Annotated in this window: 20 protein-coding genes; 5 read left to right on the top strand and 15 right to left on the bottom strand. The window is 62.7% G+C overall.

Annotated features, from left to right (window positions below; translation table 11 throughout):
• Positions 1-200: 200 nt before the first annotated feature.
• Positions 201-1,259 (bottom strand): hypothetical protein, encoded by a 1,059-nt coding sequence (locus tag Q8X51_RS10080; RefSeq protein WP_027606122.1) that lies wholly within the window; start codon positions 1,257-1,259, stop codon positions 201-203.
• 242 nt (positions 1,260-1,501) lie between these two features.
• Here Q8X51_RS10080 and Q8X51_RS10075 point away from each other — a divergent pair, with 242 nt between their 5' ends.
• Positions 1,502-2,893, top strand: a complete 1,392-nt coding sequence (locus tag Q8X51_RS10075; RefSeq protein ID WP_065923874.1) for an L-cystine transporter — start codon at positions 1,502-1,504, stop codon at positions 2,891-2,893.
• A 31-nt stretch (positions 2,894-2,924) separates the two neighbouring features.
• Here the strand turns inward: Q8X51_RS10075 and Q8X51_RS10070 are convergent, their stop codons facing one another.
• From Q8X51_RS10070 to Q8X51_RS10060, 3 genes are all read right to left on the bottom strand, one after another.
• The gene (locus tag Q8X51_RS10070) at positions 2,925-3,212 is read right to left on the bottom strand and encodes a type II toxin-antitoxin system RelE family toxin (RefSeq protein WP_065923875.1); all 288 of its coding nucleotides are present in this window, start codon (positions 3,210-3,212) and stop codon (positions 2,925-2,927) included.
• Positions 3,202-3,441, bottom strand: a complete 240-nt coding sequence (locus tag Q8X51_RS10065; RefSeq protein WP_033897026.1) for a type II toxin-antitoxin system RelB/DinJ family antitoxin — start codon at positions 3,439-3,441, stop codon at positions 3,202-3,204. The genes Q8X51_RS10070 and Q8X51_RS10065 overlap by 11 nt, the downstream gene beginning before the upstream one ends.
• Positions 3,442-3,524: 83 nt before the next feature.
• Positions 3,525-4,037, bottom strand: a complete 513-nt coding sequence (locus Q8X51_RS10060; RefSeq protein ID WP_137212352.1) for a dihydrofolate reductase — start codon at positions 4,035-4,037, stop codon at positions 3,525-3,527.
• Between the two features lie 69 nt (positions 4,038-4,106).
• Between Q8X51_RS10060 and Q8X51_RS10055 the strand changes: the two genes are divergently transcribed.
• Positions 4,107-5,486: a DUF2868 domain-containing protein gene (locus Q8X51_RS10055; RefSeq protein WP_407693685.1), complete on the top strand. Its 1,380-nt coding sequence runs from the start codon at positions 4,107-4,109 to the stop codon at positions 5,484-5,486.
• Complete coding sequence (locus Q8X51_RS10050; protein WP_137212351.1) at positions 5,479-6,846, top strand: DUF3482 domain-containing protein; 1,368 nt, start codon at positions 5,479-5,481, stop codon at positions 6,844-6,846. Before Q8X51_RS10055 ends, Q8X51_RS10050 begins: the two co-directional genes overlap by 8 nt.
• Here the strand turns inward: Q8X51_RS10050 and Q8X51_RS10045 are convergent.
• The 7 genes from Q8X51_RS10045 to Q8X51_RS10015 all read right to left on the bottom strand — a co-directional run bounded on the left by Q8X51_RS10045 (position 6,843) and on the right by Q8X51_RS10015 (position 15,839).
• On the bottom strand, positions 6,843-7,397 hold the full coding sequence (locus Q8X51_RS10045; RefSeq protein WP_065924339.1) for a phosphonate degradation HD-domain oxygenase: 555 nt from the start codon (positions 7,395-7,397) through the stop codon (positions 6,843-6,845). The two genes, Q8X51_RS10050 and Q8X51_RS10045, sit on opposite strands and share 4 nt — an antisense overlap.
• Positions 7,397-8,521, bottom strand: coding sequence for a TIGR03364 family FAD-dependent oxidoreductase (locus Q8X51_RS10040; RefSeq protein WP_065948785.1), 1,125 nt, complete (start codon positions 8,519-8,521; stop codon positions 7,397-7,399). The genes Q8X51_RS10045 and Q8X51_RS10040 overlap by 1 nt, the downstream gene beginning before the upstream one ends.
• Positions 8,522-8,651: 130 nt before the next feature.
• Positions 8,652-9,665 (bottom strand): putative 2-aminoethylphosphonate ABC transporter substrate-binding protein, encoded by a 1,014-nt coding sequence (locus tag Q8X51_RS10035; RefSeq protein WP_074847855.1) that lies wholly within the window; start codon positions 9,663-9,665, stop codon positions 8,652-8,654.
• A 22-nt stretch (positions 9,666-9,687) separates the two neighbouring features.
• On the bottom strand, positions 9,688-11,394 hold the full coding sequence (locus tag Q8X51_RS10030) for a putative 2-aminoethylphosphonate ABC transporter permease subunit (RefSeq protein ID WP_407693686.1): 1,707 nt from the start codon (positions 11,392-11,394) through the stop codon (positions 9,688-9,690).
• A gap of 1 nt (position 11,395) precedes the next feature.
• Positions 11,396-12,460 carry a putative 2-aminoethylphosphonate ABC transporter ATP-binding protein gene (locus tag Q8X51_RS10025; RefSeq protein ID WP_330215133.1) on the bottom strand — a complete coding sequence of 355 codons (1,065 nt, stop codon included), beginning with the start codon at positions 12,458-12,460 and terminating at the stop codon, positions 11,396-11,398.
• Positions 12,461-12,706: 246 nt separating this feature from the next.
• Entirely contained in the window at positions 12,707-13,570 is an 864-nt protein-coding gene (locus tag Q8X51_RS10020; protein ID WP_027606132.1) for a LysR family transcriptional regulator, read from the bottom strand.
• A gap of 16 nt (positions 13,571-13,586) precedes the next feature.
• Positions 13,587-15,839 carry a heavy metal translocating P-type ATPase gene (locus Q8X51_RS10015; protein WP_323146214.1) on the bottom strand — a complete coding sequence of 751 codons (2,253 nt, stop codon included), beginning with the start codon at positions 15,837-15,839 and terminating at the stop codon, positions 13,587-13,589.
• 84 nt (positions 15,840-15,923) lie between these two features.
• Between Q8X51_RS10015 and cadR the strand changes: the two genes are divergently transcribed.
• Entirely contained in the window at positions 15,924-16,364 is a 441-nt protein-coding gene (gene cadR / locus Q8X51_RS10010) for a Cd(II)/Pb(II)-responsive transcriptional regulator (protein ID WP_027606134.1), read from the top strand.
• An 83-nt stretch (positions 16,365-16,447) separates the two neighbouring features.
• Here cadR and Q8X51_RS10005 read toward each other — a convergent pair whose 3' ends face one another.
• From Q8X51_RS10005 to Q8X51_RS09995, 3 genes are all read right to left on the bottom strand, one after another.
• Complete coding sequence (locus Q8X51_RS10005) at positions 16,448-17,281, bottom strand: thymidylate synthase (RefSeq protein ID WP_015886389.1); 834 nt, start codon at positions 17,279-17,281, stop codon at positions 16,448-16,450.
• A 52-nt stretch (positions 17,282-17,333) separates the two neighbouring features.
• Complete coding sequence (gene lgt / locus Q8X51_RS10000) at positions 17,334-18,146, bottom strand: prolipoprotein diacylglyceryl transferase (protein WP_065924346.1); 813 nt, start codon at positions 18,144-18,146, stop codon at positions 17,334-17,336.
• Between the two features lie 65 nt (positions 18,147-18,211).
• Positions 18,212-18,994, bottom strand: a complete 783-nt coding sequence (locus Q8X51_RS09995; protein ID WP_137212344.1) for a sulfite exporter TauE/SafE family protein — start codon at positions 18,992-18,994, stop codon at positions 18,212-18,214.
• Between the two features lie 121 nt (positions 18,995-19,115).
• On the opposite strand from Q8X51_RS09995, the gene Q8X51_RS09990 reads away from it, so the two are divergent.
• Positions 19,116-19,862 (top strand): NRDE family protein, encoded by a 747-nt coding sequence (locus Q8X51_RS09990; RefSeq protein WP_065948781.1) that lies wholly within the window; start codon positions 19,116-19,118, stop codon positions 19,860-19,862.
• Between the two features lie 42 nt (positions 19,863-19,904).
• Here Q8X51_RS09990 and ptsP read toward each other — a convergent pair whose 3' ends face one another.
• Positions 19,905-22,184: a phosphoenolpyruvate--protein phosphotransferase gene (gene ptsP / locus Q8X51_RS09985; RefSeq protein WP_027608425.1), complete on the bottom strand. Its 2,280-nt coding sequence runs from the start codon at positions 22,182-22,184 to the stop codon at positions 19,905-19,907.
• Between the last annotated feature and the right edge of the window lie 13 nt (positions 22,185-22,197).

The raw sequence follows: 22,197 nt of genomic DNA, 5'->3' as shown, positions 1-22,197 counted from the left end.
CTACCTTGAGAAGAACGGAGGGTTCAGGAAGTGCGCACGCTAGCAGAGGATGAGATTGGTTCGCAATTGATATCTATTTTAGGCTGGGTTTTGTAGTGCTATTCAGACAGCCATCGGGGGCAAGCCCCCTCCCACCTTTTGATGTGTGAACACCTTAAAAATGTGGGAGCTGGCTTGCCTGGGATGCAGGCGACTCGGTGTTACTGAATCTCGTCAGGCTTGACGATCACCCAGTTCTTGTCCGCCGTCACCGGCAACCCTTCCTTGGCTTGCGCCGCTGCATGCTTGGCGATCATGCCGTTGAGTTGGGTCATGTATTTGTCCTTGCGGTTGATCCACAGGTGGATGCCGCCCTTGGCCACGTCCACATCGTGGAACAGCATGTAGCCGTCGCTGGTCGGCGTATCGCCGCCGACGATTACCGGTTTTTTCCATTCGTCGATGTAGGTGAGGATCGCCGCGTGCTTGCCGGCCATCCAGGTCGCCGGGGTCCACAGGTAGGGGGTCAGTTCCAGGCCGAGGTTGGCTTTTTCGTCGTATTTGCCGGCGGCGATCTGTTTACGTGCGGTGGTCAGTTCGCCGGTGTTGCGGTCCTTGAGCAAGGTCGTCACGCCGATGACATTCTCGGGTTTGACGTTGTAGCCGTACTTCGGATCGGCGGCGACCATGCGCACCAGTTCTTCCGACGCGGCGGTCATCACGTACACCTCGATGCCGTTTTCCATCAGCTTGTTGTACAGCTCGGCCTGGCCGGTGAAGACCTTCGGCGGTTGTACCTCGGACTGCTTGACCACGTCGCCTTCAAAATAGCTGACCGGCACCGGTTTGCCGGAGGCCATCAGTTCATCCACCTGGACCTTGAGTTCCTTGAGGGTAAAGCCGGAAAACACCTGCGCAACCCACGGGTAGCAAACCATGTCGTCGACTTCGCAAAGGCGGTAGTAGTAACTGAACAGACTTTCCTTATGGTCGGCGGTGTCTTTGAACGGCATCAGCTTGAGCGACGGGTCGAGGCTGTCGCGGGTGATCAGGCCCTTGTTTTCCATGTAGGGCAGCAGGGATTCTTCGAGGTCGTAGCGGTAGCTGGTGTTGTCCATGTCGAACACCGCAAAGTTACCCTTGTTGGCGTTGGCGGCGATCATCTCGTTCAGTTGTTTGGCGGCGGGTGCCGGCCAATGTTTCAACTCGGTTGCGGCGAACGCCTGGCTGGCGAGTCCGAGGCAGAATGCGGCGGCTAGTAATTTCGGCGCGAGCTTCATAGGCGTTGTCTCCCTGAGTGAAAGACATGGACGCTAACAAATCCCTGTGACAGTTCCCAACGCGAGCACGACGGTGTGCGTCCTGATTCCGTCACGGGCATACGCCAGAGCGTCAAAGCCTTATTCCGAAAACGACAGCTGCCATTCCATATCGGTATTAAATCAATATATTTCAAGCTGTTAGGATTTCCGGTTCGCAATCGCGGGCTCACGCGATTGGCTGCCTTCTCAACGGAGCTTCAATGAATCTGCCCCTGATTCTCAACTTGCTGGTGTTCGTGGCCCTGTTGCTGGGCCTGGCACAAACCCGTCGCACCCACTGGAGCCTCGCCAAGAAGGTCCTGTTCGCCCTGGTCCTCGGCGTAGCGTTCGGTACGGCCTTGCACGCCATTTACGGCGACGGCAACCCCGTGCTCAAAGCCTCCATCGGCTGGTTCGACCTGGTCGGCAACGGCTACGTGCAACTGTTGCAAATGATCGTGATACCGCTGGTATTCGCTTCGATCCTCAGTGCCGTGGCGCGCCTGCATAACGCCTCGTCCCTGGGCAAGATCAGCTTCCTGACCATCGGTACGCTGCTGTTCACCACCGCGATTGCAGCGCTGATCGGTATCGGCCTGACCAACCTGTTCGGCCTCACCGCCGAAGGCCTGGTGGCCGGTACCCAGGAAATGGCACGTCTGCAAGTGATCCAGAGCGATTACGCCGGCAAGGTCGCCGACCTGAATATCCCGCAGTTGCTGCTCTCGTTCGTGCCGGCCAACCCGTTCGCCGACCTGGCCCGGGCCAAGCCGACGTCGATCATCAGCGTGGTGATTTTCGCCGCCTTCCTCGGGGTTGCCGCGTTGCAACTGCTCAAGGATGACGTGGAAAAAGGCCAGAAGGTGCTCAACGCCATCGACACCCTGCAAGCCTGGGTGATGCGCCTGGTGCGCCTGGTGATGAAGCTGACGCCGTACGGTGTGCTGGCGCTGATGACCAAGGTGGTCGCCGGTTCCAACCTGCAGGACATCATCAAGCTCGGCAGTTTTGTGGTGGTGTCGTACCTGGCCCTGGGCCTGATGTTCGTGGTGCACGGCCTGTTGCTGTCGTTGGCCGGGATCAACCCGCTGCGCTTCTTCCGCAAGGTCTGGCCGGTACTGACCTTTGCCTTCACCAGCCGCTCCAGCGCGGCGGCCATCCCGCTGAGCATTGAAGCGCAGACCCGCCGCCTGGGCATCCCGCAATCCATCGCCGGCTTCGCCGCCTCGTTTGGCGCGACCATCGGCCAGAACGGCTGCGCCGGCCTCTACCCTGCCATGTTGGCGGTGATGGTGGCGCCGACCGTGGGCATCAACCCGCTGGACCCGCTGTGGATCGCGACTCTGGTAGCGATTGTGACCCTGAGTTCGGCCGGTGTGGCGGGCGTGGGCGGCGGCGCGACCTTTGCCGCGTTGATCGTGCTCCCGGCCATGGGCTTGCCGGTGTCACTGGTGGCGCTGCTGATTTCCGTGGAGCCGCTGATCGACATGGGCCGTACGGCGCTGAACGTGAATGGTTCGATGACGGCGGGGGCAATTACCAGCCAGATCATGGGGCAGACGGATAAAGCGTTGTTGGATGCGGATGAGCATGGGGCGTTGGCGCAGGCCTGACGGAATAAGCTAGCAGGGACCTCAGTCCCTGCTAGCTCGAACGATCAGCAGCCTTTCGGTAAACCTCATCACGCTCACGCTTATTGACAGCCACGACAAGCACCGTGATCTCCTGGTCAATGACTTGATACACCAACCGATAGCCACTGCTGCGCAGCTTGATTTTGTAGCAATCGGGCAAGCCATGCAGACGGCTGGCTTCAATACGTGGATTGATCAGGATCTCAACCAGCTTCTTTTTAAACTGTTGACGAACGGTATCGCCCAGTTTGTGCCATTCCTTCAAAGCCCGTGTATCGAAATCCAGCTCATAGGTCATCCAGTGAGACCTTCACCCGCTGAGGCGCAGCCAGCCGCTCCCGAACGGTTGCCAACAATGCCTCATCATCTTCAGTCATGAGGACAGGCTTGAAAGGTAACTGACCGCGCTCTGCCACGTACTGCAAGGCTTGACGCATTAATTCCGATGGGGTGACGCCGAGCTTTTCCAGCTCGTGATAAGCACGAGCCTTAAGATCGTCGTCGATACGTACGTTGATAGAAGCCATGGGGCAGCCCTCACTGTAAAGACATTGGTCATTACAGTGACGCATCGAGGCTTCTTTTGCAAGTCTGACTAATCTGGTGCCAGTCAGGCCTTTTCCCAAACCTCAAAGCTGTACGCCGGCTTGTCCCCTTCCGCCGGATTCTCGACGTTCGACACCAACTTCCACTGGCTCGCATCAAACACCGGAAACCACGCATCCCCCTCCGGGCTCAGCGCCACGCGCGTCAGGTACAGGCGATCCGCCTGTTCCAGCCCCTGCGCATACAACTGCGCACCGCCGATCAGCATCAGCTCATCCGCGCCCTGCTCCAGCGCCCAGGCTTCAGCCCGCGCCACGGCGGCATCGAGTGACGGAAAAACTTCCGCACCTTCCAGCGCCAGGTCGGTCTGACGGCTGACCACAATGTTCAAGCGCCCCGGCAGCGGTCGGCCCAGGGAGTCCCAGGTCTTGCGCCCCATGATGATCGGCTTGCCGAGCGTGGTGGCCTTGAAATATTTGAAATCCCCCGGCAAATGCCAGGGCATGCTGTTGTCGACGCCGATCACGCGGTTTTCACCGAGGGCTGCGATCAGGCTTAAAGGGAGAGTTTTTTTCATGGCGACGAGAATACCAGAGCCACGAACCAGCGGTTATGCTCCAAGCTCACTTGCACGACAGGAAGACGCGTGACCGCACTGACCCCCCTGCACAAACTCTGGCTGACGGAAACCGTGCGCCTGCGTGAAGAACACGCCGGCCCCCTGGAAGACCAGGAAGCCAATCGCCTCGCGCGCACGGCGGGCGGCGACCTGCCGACGCGCATCCAGCAGCGCGCCCTGCACCTGGCCGAGCGCAATGGCCTGACCGCCGCCCTCACGCGCTGGCTGCAAGGCGCACGCCTGGCGCTGGTGCTGCTGGCGGTGGTGGCCGTCATCAGCGGCGCGGGGCTGGCCTTTGCTGCGCTGGGCAACGGCTTGACCCCGGTGAATGTGTTCTGGGCCCTGGGCAGCCTGCTCGGCCTGAACCTGATCCTGCTGTTGAGCTGGGCGTTGGGGCTGTTGTTTGCCGGCGAGCACAGCGCCAGCCTCGGGCGCTTGTGGTTGTGGCTCAGTGAAAAACTTGCGCGCGATGCCAAGGCCGCCCAACTGGCCCCGGCGTTGCTGCTGTTGCTGCAACGGCAGAAACTCAATCGCTGGGCGGTCGGTGTGCTGGTCAACAGCCTGTGGTTGCTGGCGCTGCTCAGTGCGCTGGTGATTCTGCTGACGCTGCTCGCCACCCGCCGTTACGGCTTTGTGTGGGAAACCACTATCCTCGGCGCCGACACCTTCGTCGCCGTGACCCAGGCCCTCGGCACCCTGCCCGCCCTGCTGGGCTTCAACGTACCGACCGTCGAGATGATCCGCGCCAGCGGCGATTCCGCCCTGAACATCGAAAGCGCCCGCCAGGCGTGGGCCGCCTGGTTGGTCGGGGTATTGCTGGTCTACGGCCTGCTGCCAAGATTGATCCTCGCACTGCTGTGCCTGTGGCGCTGGAAACGCGGGCGCGCCGCCTTGCGCCTGGACCTCAACCTGCCCGGCTACAGCCCACTGCGCGAACGCCTGATGCCCAGCAGCGAGCGCCTTGGCGTCAACGACGCCGCGCCGGAACAACTGCACCCCGTCACCGGCGGCGTCAGTGAGCTGGACAGCGACGGCGCCTTGCTCGTCGCCATCGAACTGGACGATCAGCACCCCTGGCCACCCAAGCTGCCGGCTAATGTGAAGCACGCCGGCATCCTCGACAGCCGCGAATCGCGCAACAAGCTCCTGGAGCAACTCAGCCGCTTCCCGCCCGCGCGCCTGGCCATCGCCTGCGACCCGCGCCGCTCGCCGGACCGCGGCAGCCTGGCGCTGATCGCCGAACTCGCACGCAGCGCCGCCGCCACCCGTGTCTGGCTGCTGCAAGCCCCGCCCGGCCAGGCGCTGGATGCCGAGCGCCTGGGCGACTGGCACAGCGCGCTGCAACAACTGGAGCTGCCGTTCGCCGACTGTGCGCCGTTGAACTGGCTGGAGACCGGTCATGACTAAGCCACTGAAACTCGCCGTGGTCGGCCACACCAACGTCGGCAAGACCTCGTTGCTGCGCACCCTCACCCGTGACGTCGGGTTCGGTGAAGTCTCCCATCGCCCCAGCACCACGCGGCATGTCGAAGGCGCGCGCTTGTCGGTCGACGGCGAAGCCTTGCTGGAGCTGTACGACACACCCGGCCTGGAAGATGCCATCGCCCTGCTCGACTACTTGGAACGCCTGGATCGCCCCGGCGAACGCTTGGACGGCCCAGCCCGCCTGGCGCGGTTCCTGGAAGGCAGCGAAGCCCGCCAGCGTTTCGAACAGGAAGCCAAGGTGCTGCGCCAACTGCTGGCCTCGGACGCCGGCCTGTATGTGATCGACGCTCGCGAACCGGTGCTGGCCAAGTACCGTGATGAGCTGCAAGTGCTGGCCAGTTGCGGTAAACCGTTGCTGCCGGTGCTCAACTTCGTCAGCAGCAGCGACCACCGCGAGCCGGACTGGCGCGAAGCCCTGGCACGCCTGGGCCTGCATGCGCTGGTGCGTTTCGACAGCGTCGCGCCGCCGGAAGACGGCGAACGTCGCTTGTATGAAAGCCTCGCCCTGCTGCTGGAAAACGCCCGGCCGCAGTTGCAGCGCCTGATCCTCGACCAGGAAGCCCAACGCCAGGCCCGTCAACAGAGCGCCGCGCGGTTGATTGCCGAATTGCTGATCGACTGCGCCGCGTGCCGACGCAGCGTGGTGACTGAAGATGAGCAACAAGCCATCAGCGATTTGCGCAAGGCGGTGCGTCAGCGCGAACAAAAATGCGTGGAGGCCTTGCTCAAGCTGTTCGGCTTTCGTGCCCAGGACGCCGCCGCCAGCGACTTGCCGTTGCTCGACGGCCGCTGGGGTGATGACCTGTTCAACCCGGAAACCCTCAAGCAACTCGGCGTGCGCGTCGGCGGTGGCATCGCTGCAGGCGCAGCGGCCGGAGCCGGGGTGGACCTGCTGGTCGGCGGGCTGACCCTCGGCGCCGCCGCCCTGGCGGGCGCCATCGCCGGTGGCGCGTTGCAGACCGCCCGCAGCTACGGCAGCCGCCTGCTGGGCAAGATCAAGGGCCAACGCGAGCTGACCGTGGACGACAGCGTGCTGCGCCTGCTCGCCCTGCGCCAGCGCCAGTTGCTCAAGGCCCTGAACCTGCGCGGCCATGCGGCGATGCACAGCATCAAGGTCGATACGCCCCAGGACAAGACCTGGCGCGAAGGCAAATTGCCGGACGCGTTGCACAAGGCCCGCGCCCACCCGCAATGGTCGTCCCTCAACCCCCAGGCCAGACTGAGCCAGGCCGAACGCCAGGAGCAGGTCGAAGCCCTGGCCCAGCGCCTCGACGAGACTTAAGCCGCCAGCAGCTGCCGGGCCTTGGCCTTGAGCACTTCCAGGTCGAGCACCGGCACGTGCATTGCCTTGGCCTGTTCGTCCCAGTGGCGCAGGCGCAGGCTGACCTGACACAGCGGGTCTTGCTCAAACGCCCGAGCCTCCTCGGCCGTCATCACGCCGCCCTGGTAACCCAGGGTGCGGCGGCTCGCCTCGCTCAAGCATGCGTAGTAGTCCGGCCGGCTGAACGTCAGGTAGCGCTTGGCCTGGACGTGGTACTCCACCAGCCTGGCCAGGCGCTCACTGAAGCCTGCACGGCGCAAATAATCCGCGCCCAACCGCTCATGGCTGACCACGCCATAACCGCCCATGTTCTCGCCACCCTGGCCACAGAGATGGCCGATATCGTGGAAAAACGCCGCCAGCACCACTTCATCATCGAAGCCTTCGGCCATGGCCAACTGCGCGGCCTGGGACATGTGCTCGATCTGCGACACCGGCTCGCCGATGTAATCCGCCGCGCCGTGCTGCTCGTACAAAGCGAAGATTGTGGCAATCGCCTGTTCCGGGCTCATCACGCCGGCCCCCACAGGGTTGTGATATTGCGCTCGGCCATCGCCGGCCCCACGCTCATGCCCACACCGGTGTGCATCAAGGCAGCGCTCACGCCAGGTGCGGCCTGCACAAATGAAAACGGCGCCGGGCCCCTGGCGCCGTAGACGCCCTGCCAGCGTTCCATCACCTGGATCTTGCAACCCAAGGTCTGTTCGGCCAACTCGATCATCCAGTCATCCACCTGTTCGGCATTGAACGGCGAGGCATCGCTGCCGTAGTCGTGGGAGTCGCCGATGATCAGTTCGCCATGGGGCGTCGGGCTGATCAGCAGGTGAATCCCGTGTGCATGCAGGTGCGGCGCCTCGCGCAGGATCTGCGCCTGTACCGGCGCGGCTTCAGGCAGGTCGGCAAAAGCGCCGTAGTGCACGCAACTGAGGCCGGTGAGCAAGGCGTGTTGCAGGTTGAGGTTGAGTGCAGGCCGGGCGCGCAGCATTTGCAGGCGGCAGATCTGCGGGTTGAGTTCGGCGATGGCCTCGGCCAACAGGGTTTGATAATCGTGGCCGGAACAGACGATGACCTGCTCGCCACGAAAGCTGCCCGCCGTGCTGTGCACCTGGCCCGGTTCGACATCGCGCACCAGGGTGGAGAAGTAAAATTCCACACCCAGTTGCTGGCTCAGGTAGTGGATCAGCGCCGGTATCGCCTCGCGCGAATACAGTTGCTGGTCGTCCCGGCCATGCAGCGCGGCGCGGTGATGGCGGAACTGGCCGCCATACAGATCCTTCAAGGCCGCGCCTTGCAACAGGTCGACGTTATAGCCGTGTTCACGCGCGCGGCCGGCGCAGAAGGCTTCCAGCAGATGCTCTTCGGCTTCGGTTCGGGCGAACAGGTACGAGCCGTTGCGCTTGAGCTGCAGGCCGGCAACCCGAGCCCATTGCCCCCAGATATCACGGCTTTGCCGCGCCAGGTCAAGCATCGGCCCCGGCGGCTGCCCGGTGACCAGGGCCTGACCGAAGTTGCGTACCGAGGCGCCCAGGGGCGTGGCGCTGCGCTCGAACACCTTGACCTTGAGCCCGCGCCTGGCGGCGGCGTAGGCGTGGGACAGGCCGAGGATGCCGGCACCGATGATCAGTAAATCTGTCATGGAATATGCAACCCTCTGTAGGAGCGAGCTTGCTCGCGAAGAATGTCAACGATAAGGCAGCGCTTCAGGTTATCCGCGCCGTCTATTCGCTCTTCGCGAGCAAGCTCGCTCCTACAGGTAGAGGTGAAAATTATTGTTTTTCCGACTTGCCGTCATAGCGCTTACGCCACTCAGCCAGGATGCTGTCGCGGTTTTTCGAGGCCCAGCCGAAGTCGTTCTTGATCAACCGCTGCTCGTAGTCGGCCGGCAATTCGGTCTGCGGCTTGGCGATCCCCGGCTGGGCGAGCACGGCGAAGTTGTCCTTGTACAGGTCCATTGCCGCTGTACTGGCGGAGAAGTCAGCGAGCTTTCTGGCGGCGTCCGCATGGGCGGTGCCCTTGATCACGGCGGTGGCTTCGATGTCCCAGCCCAGGCCTTCCTTCGGCAGGATGATGTCCAGCGGCGCACCCTGGCGCTTCAGCTGCACGGCCGGATACTCAAAGGAAATACCAATCGGGAACTCACCGGAAGCCGCCAGCTTGCACGGCTTGGAACCGGAGTGAACGTACTGGCCGATGTTCTGGTGCAAGTCGTCCATGTACTGCCAGCCCTGCTTCTCGCCGAAGGTTTGCAGCCACGCGCTCACATCCAGGAAGCCGGTGCCGGACGAGGCCGGGTTGGGCATCACGATCTTGCCCTTGTACTCGGGCTTGGTCAGGTCTTGCCAGCTCACCGGCTTGGTCAGGCCCTGTTTCTCGGCTTCGACCGTGTTGAAGCAAATGGTCGCGGCCCACACATCCATGCCGACCCAGGCCGGTGGGTTGGCGGCGTCACGGTAATTCTTGCCGATCTTGTCCAGGTCCTTGGGGGCGTAATTGTCCAGCATGCCCTGCTGATCGAGGATCGCCAGGCTCGACGCGGCCAGTCCCCAGACCACATCGGCCTGCGGGCGGTCTTTTTCGGCCAGCAGCTTGGCGGTGATGATGCCGGTGGAGTCGCGGACCCATTTGATCTCGACGTCGGGGTTGGCCTGCTCGAAGGCTTTTTTGTAGGTCTTCAACTGCTCGGCTTCAAGGGCCGTGTACACGGTCAACTCGGTCTTGGCGAAGGCATTCAGGCTGAATGCAGTGAGTACGGCAGCGACCAGCGCCAGGGGCTTGAACATGGAGCACCTCCTTCAGGGATGGTTATTGGCCGGGCGCGGTCTGGCGCCAGGCTTGGGAGCGGCGCAAGGCGCCACGTGAAGCCCACGCCAGCAGCAGCGAAACGCTGCCTGAGGTGAACAGGATCAGGGTCGACATGGCCGCCGCGCCGCCCACATTGCCGGCGTCGTCCATGTTCAACACGGCGACGGCGGCGAGAATGGTGTCGGGGCTGTAGAGGAAGATCGCGGCGGACACGGTGGTCATCGCCGACACAAACAGGTAGCGCACGATGTCCAGCAGTGCCGGCAGGCAAATCGGTACCGTGACTTTCAAGTAATGGCGATACAGCGGCGCCTTGAGCGACAGCGCCGCCGCTTCGAACTCGGCGTCCAGCTGGCGCAACGCGGTGGTGGCGGTCATCTGTGCGGTGGTCAGGTAGTGAGCAATGGTGCACACCACCAGCAGGGTCATGGTGCCGTAGAACAGATGCAGCGGGTTGCCACTCAGGTTGAAAAAGAACACGTAGCCCAGGCCCAACACCAACCCAGGCACGGCCATCGGCACAAAGCTGAGCATGCGCAGCGCCAGGTTCAGGCCCTTCTGGCCCTTGGTCTTTTCCATCAGGTAGGCGCCGGTGAAGATCAATACGCTGCCGATCAACGCCGTGCACAACGCCAGGGTCAAGCTGTTGCGATAGGCCAGCCAACCGCCGCCGGCCGTGTCTTCGAACTGGTAGTGGCTGAGCGACAGCGACAGGTTGTACGGCCAGAACTTCACCAGCGAGGAGTACACCGCCATGCCGAACACCAGCAGCAACACGGCACTGATGAGCAGCACGATAAGCAGATAGGCGCTATCCCTCAGGCGCGACGGCGCCGGCTGGAAGACCTGGGCGCGGCCACTCATGGCATCGCCGTGGCGACGGCGCAACCAGGCGTCGACGCCAAAGCTGAACAGCGCCGGCAGCAGCAACACCATGCCGATCAACGCACCGCGACCGAACTGTTGCTGGCCGACCACCGCCTTGTAGGCTTCCAGCGCCAGCACCTGGTAATCCCCGCCCACCACCACGGGCACGCCGAAATCCGTAATGGTCAAGGTGAACACCAGGCAGAACGCAGCAAACACCGCCTGGCGCGTGGCCGGCCAGGTGATGCTGCGGAACGCCCGCGCAGGGCTGGCGCCCATGCTCGAGGCCGCGTCGAACAAGCGCGCATCGGCCAGGGACAGCGCCGACAGCAAAATCATCAGGGCATGTGGGAAGGTGTAGATCACTTCACCGAGGACAATGCCCCAGAAGCCGTAGATGTTGTCCGAGAGCAGCCCGCGCAACAGGCCCTGGTTACCGAACAGGTAGACCAGTGCAATCCCCGGCAGCATCGACGGTGCCATCAGCGGAAGCAGCGACAGGCCTCGCCAGATGGCCTTGCCGGGAATCAACGTGCGTTGCAGGGCGTAGGCAAACAGGTAGGCCAGCGGTACGACAATGGCCGCCACGCTGAGGGAGACTTTCAGGCTATTGCCCAGCAGCCAGTGGAAGTTGGCGCTGGTGAGCAACTCCCGTGCGGCGACCAGGCCACCGCCCTGCCCGGTCTCGCTGCTGAAACCGCGCCAGAAGATCGCCAGCAGTGGCAGCAATACGGCGATGCCCAGCAGCACTAGCCAGAGCAGTTTGCCGCCGACCACGAAAATACGGTCGCCGGTTTCGGCGCGTGACGCTTGACGCGCCAGAGTCAAGACAGCGGCCATCTCAGGCAAACACCTGCAGGCTGCGCGGCGGCAAGGCTACCCAGATGTCCTGGGCGCCCAGGCGCGGCATGGCTTCCGGGGCCAGTTCGGCAAGCAGCGGATGGCCGGGCAGTTGCTCCAACTCAAAGCTCATGCGGCAGCGGTTGCCGAGGAAAGTGATCTCGCGGACCTTGGCCGGGAACAGGTTCTCCTCATGCACCGACGGGTTGACGCTGATCGCTTCCGGGCGGCAGAACAACCGGCCGGACCTGGCCACGCCGGCATCCTCGGCCAGGCGCATGTTCATCCCGCCGACCTGGGCATGGCTGGCACTGTTGCGACTGAACGGCAGCCAATTGCCCTGGCCGACAAACTCCGCCACAAACGGCGTGGCCGGGCGGTCGTAGATTTCCTGGGGCGTAGCGTATTGCTCGACCTTGCCGTTGTTCATCACGGCAATGCGGTCGGCCATCAACATGGCTTCGTCCTGGTTGTGGGTGACCATCAGGGTGGTGATACCCAGGCGCCGTTGCAGCTGGCGCAGCTCGGTGCACAGGTGTTCGCGCACGCGGGCGTCGAGGGCCGACATCGGCTCATCCAGCAACAGCAATGACGGCGCCGGTGCCAGCGCACGGGCCAGGGCGACCCGCTGCTGTTGGCCGCCGGAGAGTTGGCCGGGGTACTTCTTTTCACTGCCAAGTAGCCCCACCAGTTCAAGCATCTGTCCGACACGCTGGCGCACTTCATCGCGACCGCTGCCGGTGAGGCCGTAGCCGATGTTCGCTTCGACGGTGAGATTGGGAAACAGCGCGTAGGACTGGAACAGAATGCCGTAGTCGCGAGCCTGGGGCGGCAGCAGGGAAACATCGCGGTCACCCAGGTAAAGTTCGCCGCTGTCCTGGCGTTCCAGGCCGGCAATGCAGCGCAGCAACGTGGTCTTGCCGCAACCGGAAGGGCCGAGCAGGCACACCAGCTCGCCGGCAGCCACGTCCAGGGACACATTGTCCAACGCCGTAAAGGCGCCGAAGCGTTTCTGGATACCGCGCACGTTCATCGGCGCGCCGGGTTGGGTCAGGGCTGTGTTCATGGTGGCACCTCATCAAACTGATGAAGGCCATGCTAGGCAGGCAATGCGTCGCTCTTGTGGCAGGAAGGCAAAAGGCGGCGATAGTGGTATTCGCAGATTTGTGTAGGACGCTTGGCGGTGGGCTGCCTGGTCTACCGCAATCGGGAGCAAGCCCCCTCCCACACTTGACCGAGTTCCAACATGGAAATGCGGGCACCTGTGGGAGGGGGCTTGCCCCCGATTGGTCCCCAAAGCCACTACAAGGCTTTAGATCGGCGACATTTCCTGCGCCAACCCCAGAAACGCCGCCGGCAGACGAGCGCCTTTTCTTTCCTTGAGGCAGTACAGGTACTCGGGAATCTGCGGCGCATGCTCGAGGGTCAGCACCTTCAGCTGCGGGTCATGGGGCACTTCCTGGCGGGCGATGATGCTGATGCCGATATTGCGCAGCACCGCTTCGCGGATAGATTCACGGCTGCCGATTTCCAGCAGCGGCCCGTAACTGACGCCCGCACCTTGCAGCATCTCTTCCGTAAGCCGCCGCGTGGTGGAGCCGGCTTCACGCATCAACAGCGTATGCCCCGCCAACGCACTGAGGGGTACATGGTCGAGCTTGGCCAGTGGATGGTTGCGGTGTACCGCCAGCACCAACGGGTCGGTGCCCAATACACGGCGGATCAGGCGCGGGTCTTCGAGCAACTGCGAGGATGCAGCGACATCGACGCGGTAATCGTCCAGCGCTTCGAGTACCTGCTGGGAGTTGCCGATTTCCACCGATACCTCCACCTGCGGCAGGCGTTCGCGAAAGGCTTTGACCAGGTCGAGGATGTAGTACGGCGCCGTCGCGGCAATCCTCAGTGCGCCCTGGACCTGGCCGCTGTTGCGCAGGAAAAACTCGATGTCCGCTTCCTGCTGCAGCAGCGTCTTGACCATCGGCAGCAGGCGCGCGCCCTCGTCGCTGACGGTGAGGCGGCGCCCGCCACGGTAGAACAGCTCGACGCCGTACTGGCTTTCCAGGTTGCGAATCTGGGTGGTAACGGTGGGCTGGCTCAGGCCGAGTTTTTTCGCCGCCTGGGTGATGCTGCCCAGGCGGGCGACCATAAAAAACGCCTTCAACTCGGCACTCAGCACACCACCCTCTCATCCTCTATTTGCGCAACAGGCGCAGGCCATTGAACACCACCAGCAGGGCCACGCCCATGTCGGCGAACACTGCCATCCACATGGTCGCCATGCCCAGGAACGTGACCACCAGGAAGATCGCCTTGATCACCAGGGCCAGGGTGATGTTCTGCTTGAGGATACTCGACGTTTGCCGCGACAAACGAATGAATGCCGGAATCTTGCGCAAATCATCGTCCATCAAGGCCACATCGGCCGTCTCGATAGCGGTGTCGGTACCTGCTGCGGCCATGGCAAAGCCAATCTCGGCGCGCGCCAGGGCCGGGGCGTCGTTGATGCCGTCGCCGACCATGCCCACCCGGTGGCCTTGGCCGTAGAGGGTTTCGATGGCGTGCAGCTTGTCGGTGGGCAACAGGTCGCCCTGGGCCTGATCGATGCCGACCTGGGCCGCAATCGCCTGGGCGGTGTGGGTGTTGTCGCCGGTGAGCATCAGGGTCTTGATGCCCAGCTCATGCAGTTGCTGGATGGCTTCGCGGCTGCTGTCCTTGACTGTGTCGGCCACGGCGAACAGCGCCAGCGGGCCGGACTTATCGAGCAACAGCACCACGGACTTGCCCTGTTTTTCCAGGGCGAACAGCTTTTCTTCCAACTCCGGCGAACACAGGCCGAGGTCTTCCACCAGGCGGTGGTTGCCCAAGTGATAGGTCTGGCCATTAATATCGCCGCGCACGCCGCGACCGGCCAGGGCTTCGAAGTTATCCACAACGTGCACCGGCAGGTTTTTATCCACCGCCGCATTGGCGATTGCCAGGGACACCGGGTGGTCGGAACGCCCGGCCAAACTGGCAGCCAGGGCCGGGGCGCTGTCTTCGACAGTGGTGAACAGCGCCAGGTAATCGGTTTGCACCGGCTTGCCGTGGGTGATGGTGCCGGTCTTGTCTAGGGCCAGGTAGTCAAGCTTATAGCCACCCTCCAGGTACACACCGCCCTTGATCAGGATGCCTTTGCGTGCCGCAGCCGCCAGGCCGCTGACAATGGTTACCGGGGTAGAGATCACCAGGGCGCACGGGCACGCCACCACCAGCAGCACCAGGGCGCGGTAGATCCAGTCGAACCAGGCGCCGGCCATGAACAGCGGCGGGATTACGGCCACGCCCAAGGCGAACAGAAACACGGCCGGGGTGTAGATTTTCGAGAAGCTGTCGACGAACCGCTGGGTCGGTGCCCGCGCGCCCTGGGCCTGCTCCACCGCATGGATAATGCGGGCCAGGGTGGAGTTGTTGGCAGCCGCCGTGACCTTGTACTCCAGGGAACCGGCCTGGTTGATGGTGCCGGCGAAGACCTTATCGCCGACGGTCTTTTCAATCGGCAGGCTTTCACCGGTGATCGGCGCCTGGTCGATGGTGGACTGGCCGGCGGTGACTTCACCGTCAAGGCCGATACGCTCGCCGGGTTTTACCCGCACGATTGCGTCCAGCTCAATGCTTTTGACCTCCATTTCAACCCAGCTTCCATCAGCCTGCCGAACCGTGGCCTGTTCCGGTGTCATCTGCATCAAGCCACTGATGGCATTGCGCGCACGGTCCAGGGACTTGGCTTCGATCAGCTCGGCCACGGTAAACAGGAACATCACCATGGCCGCTTCCGGCCACTGGCCGATCAGGACCGCGCCAGTGACCGCGATACTCATCAACGCGTTGATGTTCAGGTTGAGGTTTTTCAGGGCAATCCAGCCCTTCTTGTAGGTGGTGAGGCCGCCGCTGAGGATCGACACCAGCGCTACCAGCGCAATCACCCAAGTGGGCGCGGCGTTGGTGAAGTGCAGTACTTCGGCGCCCAACGCCCCCACACCGGACAACGCCAGCGGCCACCAATGCTTCTTGGCGGGCGGCTCGGCGGCCGGGGTGCCCTCCACGATCGGATCGGCCTGCATACCCAGGGATTTGATCGCATCGATGATCGGCGCGGTACTCGGCAGGTCATGGGTGACGCCGAGGATGCGGTTGATCAGGTTGAATTCCAGCTGCTGCACACCGGCCAGCTTGCCCAGTTTGTTCTGGATCAGCGTCTGCTCGGTGGGGCAGTCCATGGCTTCGATGCGGAAGGTACTCAGGCGCGAGCCGGCGGTGGGCGCCTCGCTCAACTGCACCAGCGCAGGCGCAGGCGTGCCGGAACAGCAGGAACCGCCATGGCCGTGATCGTGCACGGGGGTGAGTTTCTTCGGCCCATGATCATGGTCATGGTCGTGTTTGTGCGGGGTGTGAATGGAGTCGCTCATCAGGTCGCGTCCGTAAGGTGCCTGTTGCCAAGTAAAGACCCTGTAGCCACTATAGGGTCAAGCACCCATTTGGAGATTGCTGCAATGAAGATCGGCGAACTGGCCAAACTGACCGATTGTCCGGTGGAAACCATCCGTTATTACGAGAAGGAAGGCCTGCTGCCACCCCCGGCACGCACCGAGGCCAACTACCGCGTGTACACCCAGGCGCACACCGAGCGACTGATCTTTATCCGCAACTGCCGCAGCCTCGACATGACCCTGGAAGAGATCCGCAGCCTGCTCGGGCTACGGGACAGCCCCCAGGACCAGTGTGAAAACGTGAATGCGTTGATCGACGAGCATATCCACCATGTAAAAGCGCGGATTGACGGGCTGCTGGCGTTGCAGGAGCAGTTGCTGGACCTGCGCCAACGCTGTGGCGGTGGGGACCACTGCGGGATTTTGCAGCGACTGGAGGTCAACGGCGGTGTAGCCGCCAGCGAGGCCGAGCCCTCACACGTAGGCAGAAGCCACGGGCATTAACCGGACCAAATGTGGGAGGGGCGGTGCGACGATTCGACTTGCCCCCTCCCACACAAGCCCACACCCTTAGACTGAGGCAGCCTTTAGATAGCCACGTCGGCCTTGATGCTTGGATCAGCGTCATAGCCCACGATTTCAAAGTCTTCGAACTTGTAATCGTAGATCGACGCCGGCTTACGCTTGATCACCAGTTCCGGCAGCTTCTTCGGCGTGCGCGCCAGCTGGGTGCGGATCTGCTCCATATGGTTGCTGTAGGCGTGGGTGTCGCCGGTGGTGACGATGATCTCGTGGGGAATCAGGTCGCATTGCTGGGCCAGCATATGGGTCAGCAGCGCCAGGGCGGCGGTGTTGTACGGCAGGCCGAGGAATACGTCGGAACTGCGGATGTACAACTGCATCGACAGATGGCCGTCATGCACGAACGCCTGGTACAGCAGGTGGCACGGTGGCAGGGCTTGCTTGCCATTGCGCGCGTTTTCCTGGGGGCTTTTGGTTTCGTCCGGCAGGTATTCGACGTTCCAGCCGTGGAACAGGATGCGACGGCTGTTGGGGTTGGTCTTGAGCGTGTGCACCATGTAGTCGATCTGGTTGATCGTGCCGCCATCCTTGGTCGGCCAGGCGGTCCACTGCTCGCCATACACCGGGCCCAGGTCACCGTCTTCAGTGGCCCACTCGTCCCAGATTTTCACACCGTTTTCGTTCAGCCACTTGATGTTGGTGTTGCCGCTCAACATCCAGATCAGTTCGTTGGCGATGCTTTTGAAGTGAAGCTTCTTGGTGGTCAGCAGCGGGAAGCCGTCGGCCAAGTTATGCCGATACTGACGGGCGAACACGGCCTTGGTGCCGGTGCCGGTACGGTCGCCTTTGGTCAGGCCATTGGTCACGACGTCGTTCAGTAGTTCGAGATATTGCTTCATGTCATTACCCGTATCGTTGAAGCCGAGACCTCGCGGGCCTCGGCATTCGAATTTAAAGCGCGGTGTGCTTCAGCGGTTGCGGGCGATTGTACGCCCACCACAGCAGGCCCAGGCCGACCAGGATCATCGGAATGCTGAGCACTTGTCCCATGGTCAGCCAGCCCCACGCCAGGTACCCCAGCTGGGCATCCGGCACGCGCACGAACTCGACGATGAAACGGAAGATCCCGTAGAACAGCGCGAACATGCCGGAAACGGCCATGGTCGGGCGTGGTTTGCGCGAAAAGAGGTACAGGATAAGGAACAGGGCCACGCCTTCCAACGCGAACTGGTACAGCTGCGACGGATGGCGCGGCAGTTGCGCCGGGTCGCTGAACGGCGGGAACACCATGGCCCACGGCACGTCGGTCGGCTTGCCCCACAACTCGGCGTTGATGAAGTTGCCGATGCGCCCGGCGCCCAGGCCGATCGGTACCAGCGGCGCGACGAAGTCCATCAGTTGGAAGAACGACTTGCCGTTGCGCCGGCCAAACCACCAGGCCGCGATCATTACGCCGATAAAGCCACCGTGGAATGCCATGCCGCCTTTCCACACTTCGAAGATCAGCGTCGGGTTGGCGATGTAGGCCGAGAGATCGTAAAACAGCACATACCCCAGGCGCCCGCCGACGATCACCCCCATCGACAACCAGAACACCATGTCGGAGAGCTTCTCCTTGGTCCAGGTCGGGTCGAAACGGTTCAGGCGCCGGGAGGCCAGCAGCCATGCACCGCCGATGCCGATCAGGTACATCAACCCGTACCAGTGGATTTTCAGCGGACCGATGGCCAGGGCCACCGGGTCGATCTGCGGGTAAGGCAGCATTGCGACTCCTCGTTAAATCATTCGTTATGGCAACCGGACCATGCCCGGGCGCGATTAAGCCTGCGTTACAGCAAAAAATTCAAACCGACACAAAACAGCAAGCCGGCGAACAACCGCTTGAGCAAGCGCGGCGACAACCGGTGCGCCAGGCGTGCGCCGAAACGGGCAAACACCATGCTGGTCAGGGCAATGCCCAGCAGCGCCGGCAAATACACGAACCCTAGACTATGAGCGGGCAACAGCGGGTCATGCCAGCCCAGAATCATGAAACTTAACGCACTGGCCAAGGCAATCGGCAGGCCACAGGCGGACGAGGTGGCCACCGCTTGTTGCATCGGCACGCTGCGCCAGGTCAAAAACGGCACGGTCAGCGAGCCGCCGCCGATGCCGAAAATCGCCGAAGCCCAGCCAATCAGGGTACCGGCCACAGTCAGGCCGAGCTTGCCCGGCACCGTGCGGCTGGCCTTGGGCTTGACCTCCAGGGCCAGTTGCACGGCGATGATCAGGGCGAATACGCCGATGATCTTCTGCAAGTGGGGGCCGGAAATCGCCTCGGCGGTCAGCGCACCAAAACCGGCGCCGAGCAGGATGCCCACGGTCATCCAGACAAAGATCGGCCAACGCACCGCGCCACGTCGGTGGTGCTCACGCACGGCATTGACCGAGGTAAAGATGATCGTCGCCAGGGAGGTGCCCACGGCCAGGTGGGTCAGCACCTGCGGGTCGAAGCCCTGCAAGGTGAAGCTGAACACCAGCACCGGCACGATAATGATCCCGCCGCCCACGCCAAACAGCCCGGCGAGCACGCCCGCGCACGCGCCCAGCAGCAAATACAGCAGAAATTCCATGGGAGCCCCCAAACCAGGTCCGGCATGTTAACGGATGGAAGGCATGCGACCCAACTGGATACGATGGAACACCGCCGCCGGTGTGGGTAGAGTGGCAAAAAACACAAACGGGAATCGCCTGATGTGCCTGATTGTTTTTGCCTGGCGGCCGGGCCATGCCCAGCCGCTGATCGTCGCGGCCAACCGTGATGAGTTCTACGCCCGCCCCAGCCTGCCGCTGGCGCAGTGGCCGGATGCGCCCGAAGTCTACGCCGGCCGCGATCAGGAAGCGGGCGGCACCTGGCTGGGCGTGAATGCCGATGGGCGTTTTGCTGCCCTGACCAATATCCGTGATCCGCACCAGCCGCCGGCACGCAAGTCCCGCGGTGAACTGGTGGCGCGTTTTCTCAATGGTTCGCTGCCGATTGACCAGTATTTGGCCGAGGTTAACGGCCGTTCGATTGAATATGCCGGGTTTAACCTGCTGGTGGGGACGCGGGAAGAGTTGTGGCATTACAACGCCAATCACACCGAGCCGACGCAGTTGAAAGCGGGCGTGTATGGGTTATCCAATGCAGGGCTGGATACACCTTGGCCGAAACTGCTTAAGGCCAAAGCCGCGCTGAGTGAGTTGCTGAACGATCCCCAGCCCGAAGCGCTACTGGAGATTCTGAGCGATCCGCAGATTGCACCGTTTGCCGAGCTGCCGGATACCGGCGTGGGGTTGGCGACGGAGAGTTTGCTGTCGAGTGTGTTTATCGCCAGCCCGAGTTATGGGACACGGGCGAGCACGGCGTTGATTGTGAATGCCGATGGCACGCGGCGGATGGTGGAGCGAAGCTTTGGACCGCATGGTGGGCGGCTCGGAGAGGTAGAACTCAAGTTCTGACGCTGATGCCGTCTTACCCAGCAGCGCCCCCCCGTATCGCCATTAAAGGGTCTTGGCAGACGCCGGGTTGATCATCCGCGTCAGCCCCAGGTTTTTCAGCGCCAATTGCAGCGAGCTGTGGATAACCTGCGGGTTGTCGATGGTCATCAACTCCGCCAGCAGATCCTTGGCCATGCTCAGTTCAACCTGGCGCAGCATCCACTTCACCTTCGGCAGGTTGGTGGCGTTCATCGACAGGCTATCAAAGCCCATCGCCATCAACAGCACCGCTGCCGCCGGGTCACCGGCCATTTCACCGCAGATGCTCACCGGCTTGCCTTCGGCATGGGCGTCGCGCACCACGTGTTGCAGGGCTTGCAGCACCGCCGGGTGCAGGTAGTCGTAGAGGTCGGCCACCCGTGGGTTGTTACGGTCCACGGCCAGCAGGTACTGGGTCAGGTCGTTGGAGCCCACGGACAGGAAGTCCACCTGCCGCGCCAGTTCCTTGGCCTGGTACACCGCCGCCGGGATTTCGATCATCACGCCAATCGGCGGCATCGGTACGTCGGCGCCTTCGTCGCGCACTTCGCCCCAGGCACGGTGGATCAGGTGCAAGGCTTCTTCCAGCTCATGGGTGCCGGAGATCATCGGCAGCAGGATGCGCAGGTTGTTCAGGCCTTCGCTGGCCTTGAGCATGGCACGGGTCTGCACCAGGAAGATTTCAGGGTGGTCGAGGGTAACGCGAATACCGCGCCAGCCGAGGAAGGGGTTGTCTTCCTTGATCGGGAAATACGACAGTGACTTGTCGCCACCGATGTCCAGGCTGCGCATGGTCACCGGCAACGGGTGGAAGGCGGACAGTTGCTCGCGATAAATCGCCAGCTGCTCCTTCTCACTCGGGAAACGCTGGTTGATCATGAACGGCACTTCGGTGCGGTACAGCCCCACGCCTTCGGCGCCGCGCTGTTGCGCGCGCGCCACATCGGCCAGCAGGCCGGTGTTGACCAGCAGCGGTACACGGTGACCGTCGAGGGTCACGCACGGCAGTTCGCGCAAGGAATCGAGCCCGAGCGCCAGTTGCTTCTCTTCTTCCACCACCTCGGCGTATTGCTTGCGCAGGACTTCGCTGGGGTTGGTAAACACCTCGCCGCGATGCCCATCGACGATCATGTCGATACCGTCGACCTTGGAGTACGGCAGGTCCACCAGGCCCATCACCGTCGGAATGCCCATGGCCCGGGCCAGGATCGCGACGTGGGAGTTACCCGAACCCAGGACCGAGACCAGGCCCACCAACTTGCCTTCGGGCACTTCGCCGAGCATGGTGGCGGTCAGTTCTTCACTGATCAGGATGGTGTTGTCGGGGTAGACCAGGTTGGTGCTGCGGTCTTCCTGCAGGTAGGCCAGCAGGCGGCGGCCGAGGTCGCGCACATCCGAGGCCCGCTCGCGCAGGTAGGCGTCGTCCATCAATTCGAAACGGTTGACGTGATCGGTGACCACCTGACGCAGCGCGCCCTGGGCCCACTGGCCGGTCTTGATCACGGTCTTGACTTCGTTCCCGAGGGACGCGTCGTCGAGCATCATCTGGTACACGTCAAACAGCGCGCGCTCTTCGGGGCGCAACTGGGTGGCCAGCTTGGTCGACAGGTTGCGCATGTCGGCGCGCACGCCTTCCAGGGCCGTCTTGAACAGTTTGATTTCAGCGTCGATGTCGTCGACGTGCTTGTCCGGCACCACATCGAGGTCGGCCGGCGGCAACATGACCACGGCAGTACCGACCGCCGCACCCGGCGAACCCGGTACACCGACGAACTTGGCTTCCTGGATACCCTTGCCCTGGCCGCCCAGGCCGCGAATCGAGCCGGTGGCTTCGGCGTGGGCGATAACCCCGGCGAGCTGCGCGCTCATGGTCACGAGGAAGGCTTCTTCGCCCTCGTCGAACTGGCGACGTTCTTTTTGCTGGATGACCAATACGCCGACGACGCGGCGGTGGTGAATGATCGGTGCGCCGAGGAACGAGGCGTAGCGCTCTTCGCCGGTTTCGGCAAAGTAGCGATAACGCGGGTGATCGGCCGCGTTTTCAAGGTTCAGGGGTTCTTCACGCGTCCCCACCAAGCCCACCAGACCTTCATTGGGCGCCATGCTGACCTTGCCGATGGAGCGCTTGTTCAAGCCCTCGGTGGCCATCAGCACAAAACGGTTGGTCTCTGGGTCCAGCAGGTAAACCGAGCAGACCTGGCTGCCCATGGCTTCCTTGACGCGCAACACAATAATCCCCAACGCCGCCTTGAGATCCTTGGCGGAGTTAACTTCCTGGACGATCTTGCGCAGCGTATTGAGCATGGCTCGGGGTCGA

The organism is Pseudomonas sp. Yb2C2, assembly GCF_052112325.1.
Taxonomy (GTDB): domain Bacteria; phylum Pseudomonadota; class Gammaproteobacteria; order Pseudomonadales; family Pseudomonadaceae; genus Aquipseudomonas; species Aquipseudomonas marginalis.
The sequence above is the reverse complement of the archived record's forward strand: the minus strand, read 5'-3'. Positions and strand labels throughout refer to the sequence as shown.

What these genes read in the sequence shown, in the direction of transcription:
- Q8X51_RS10025 (WP_330215133.1), bottom strand. Translation starts at nt 12,460, where the DNA reads ATGAACACAGCCCTGACCCAACCCGGCGCGCCGATGAACGTGCGCGGT.
- Q8X51_RS10045 (WP_065924339.1), bottom strand. Translation starts at nt 7,397, where the DNA reads ATGAGCCCGGAACAGGCGATTGCCACAATCTTCGCTTTGTACGAGCAG.
- lgt (WP_065924346.1), bottom strand. Translation starts at nt 18,146, where the DNA reads ATGCTGCCTTACCCGCAGATCGACCCGGTGGCCCTGGCCATCGGTCCG.
- Q8X51_RS09990 (WP_065948781.1), top strand. Translation starts at nt 19,116, where the DNA reads ATGTGCCTGATTGTTTTTGCCTGGCGGCCGGGCCATGCCCAGCCGCTG.
- Q8X51_RS10065 (WP_033897026.1), bottom strand. Translation starts at nt 3,441, where the DNA reads ATGGCTTCTATCAACGTACGTATCGACGACGATCTTAAGGCTCGTGCT.
- Q8X51_RS10005 (WP_015886389.1), bottom strand. Translation starts at nt 17,281, where the DNA reads ATGAAGCAATATCTCGAACTACTGAACGACGTCGTGACCAATGGCCTG.
- Q8X51_RS10080 (WP_027606122.1), bottom strand. Translation starts at nt 1,259, where the DNA reads ATGAAGCTCGCGCCGAAATTACTAGCCGCCGCATTCTGCCTCGGACTC.
- Q8X51_RS09995 (WP_137212344.1), bottom strand. Translation starts at nt 18,994, where the DNA reads ATGGAATTTCTGCTGTATTTGCTGCTGGGCGCGTGCGCGGGCGTGCTC.
- Q8X51_RS10040 (WP_065948785.1), bottom strand. Translation starts at nt 8,521, where the DNA reads ATGACAGATTTACTGATCATCGGTGCCGGCATCCTCGGCCTGTCCCAC.
- Q8X51_RS10015 (WP_323146214.1), bottom strand. Translation starts at nt 15,839, where the DNA reads ATGAGCGACTCCATTCACACCCCGCACAAACACGACCATGACCATGAT.
- Q8X51_RS10060 (WP_137212352.1), bottom strand. Translation starts at nt 4,037, where the DNA reads ATGAAAAAAACTCTCCCTTTAAGCCTGATCGCAGCCCTCGGTGAAAAC.
- Q8X51_RS10075 (WP_065923874.1), top strand. Translation starts at nt 1,502, where the DNA reads ATGAATCTGCCCCTGATTCTCAACTTGCTGGTGTTCGTGGCCCTGTTG.
- ptsP (WP_027608425.1), bottom strand. Translation starts at nt 22,184, where the DNA reads ATGCTCAATACGCTGCGCAAGATCGTCCAGGAAGTTAACTCCGCCAAG.
- Q8X51_RS10030 (WP_407693686.1), bottom strand. Translation starts at nt 11,394, where the DNA reads ATGGCCGCTGTCTTGACTCTGGCGCGTCAAGCGTCACGCGCCGAAACC.
- cadR (WP_027606134.1), top strand. Translation starts at nt 15,924, where the DNA reads ATGAAGATCGGCGAACTGGCCAAACTGACCGATTGTCCGGTGGAAACC.
- Q8X51_RS10050 (WP_137212351.1), top strand. Translation starts at nt 5,479, where the DNA reads ATGACTAAGCCACTGAAACTCGCCGTGGTCGGCCACACCAACGTCGGC.
- Q8X51_RS10035 (WP_074847855.1), bottom strand. Translation starts at nt 9,665, where the DNA reads ATGTTCAAGCCCCTGGCGCTGGTCGCTGCCGTACTCACTGCATTCAGC.
- Q8X51_RS10070 (WP_065923875.1), bottom strand. Translation starts at nt 3,212, where the DNA reads ATGACCTATGAGCTGGATTTCGATACACGGGCTTTGAAGGAATGGCAC.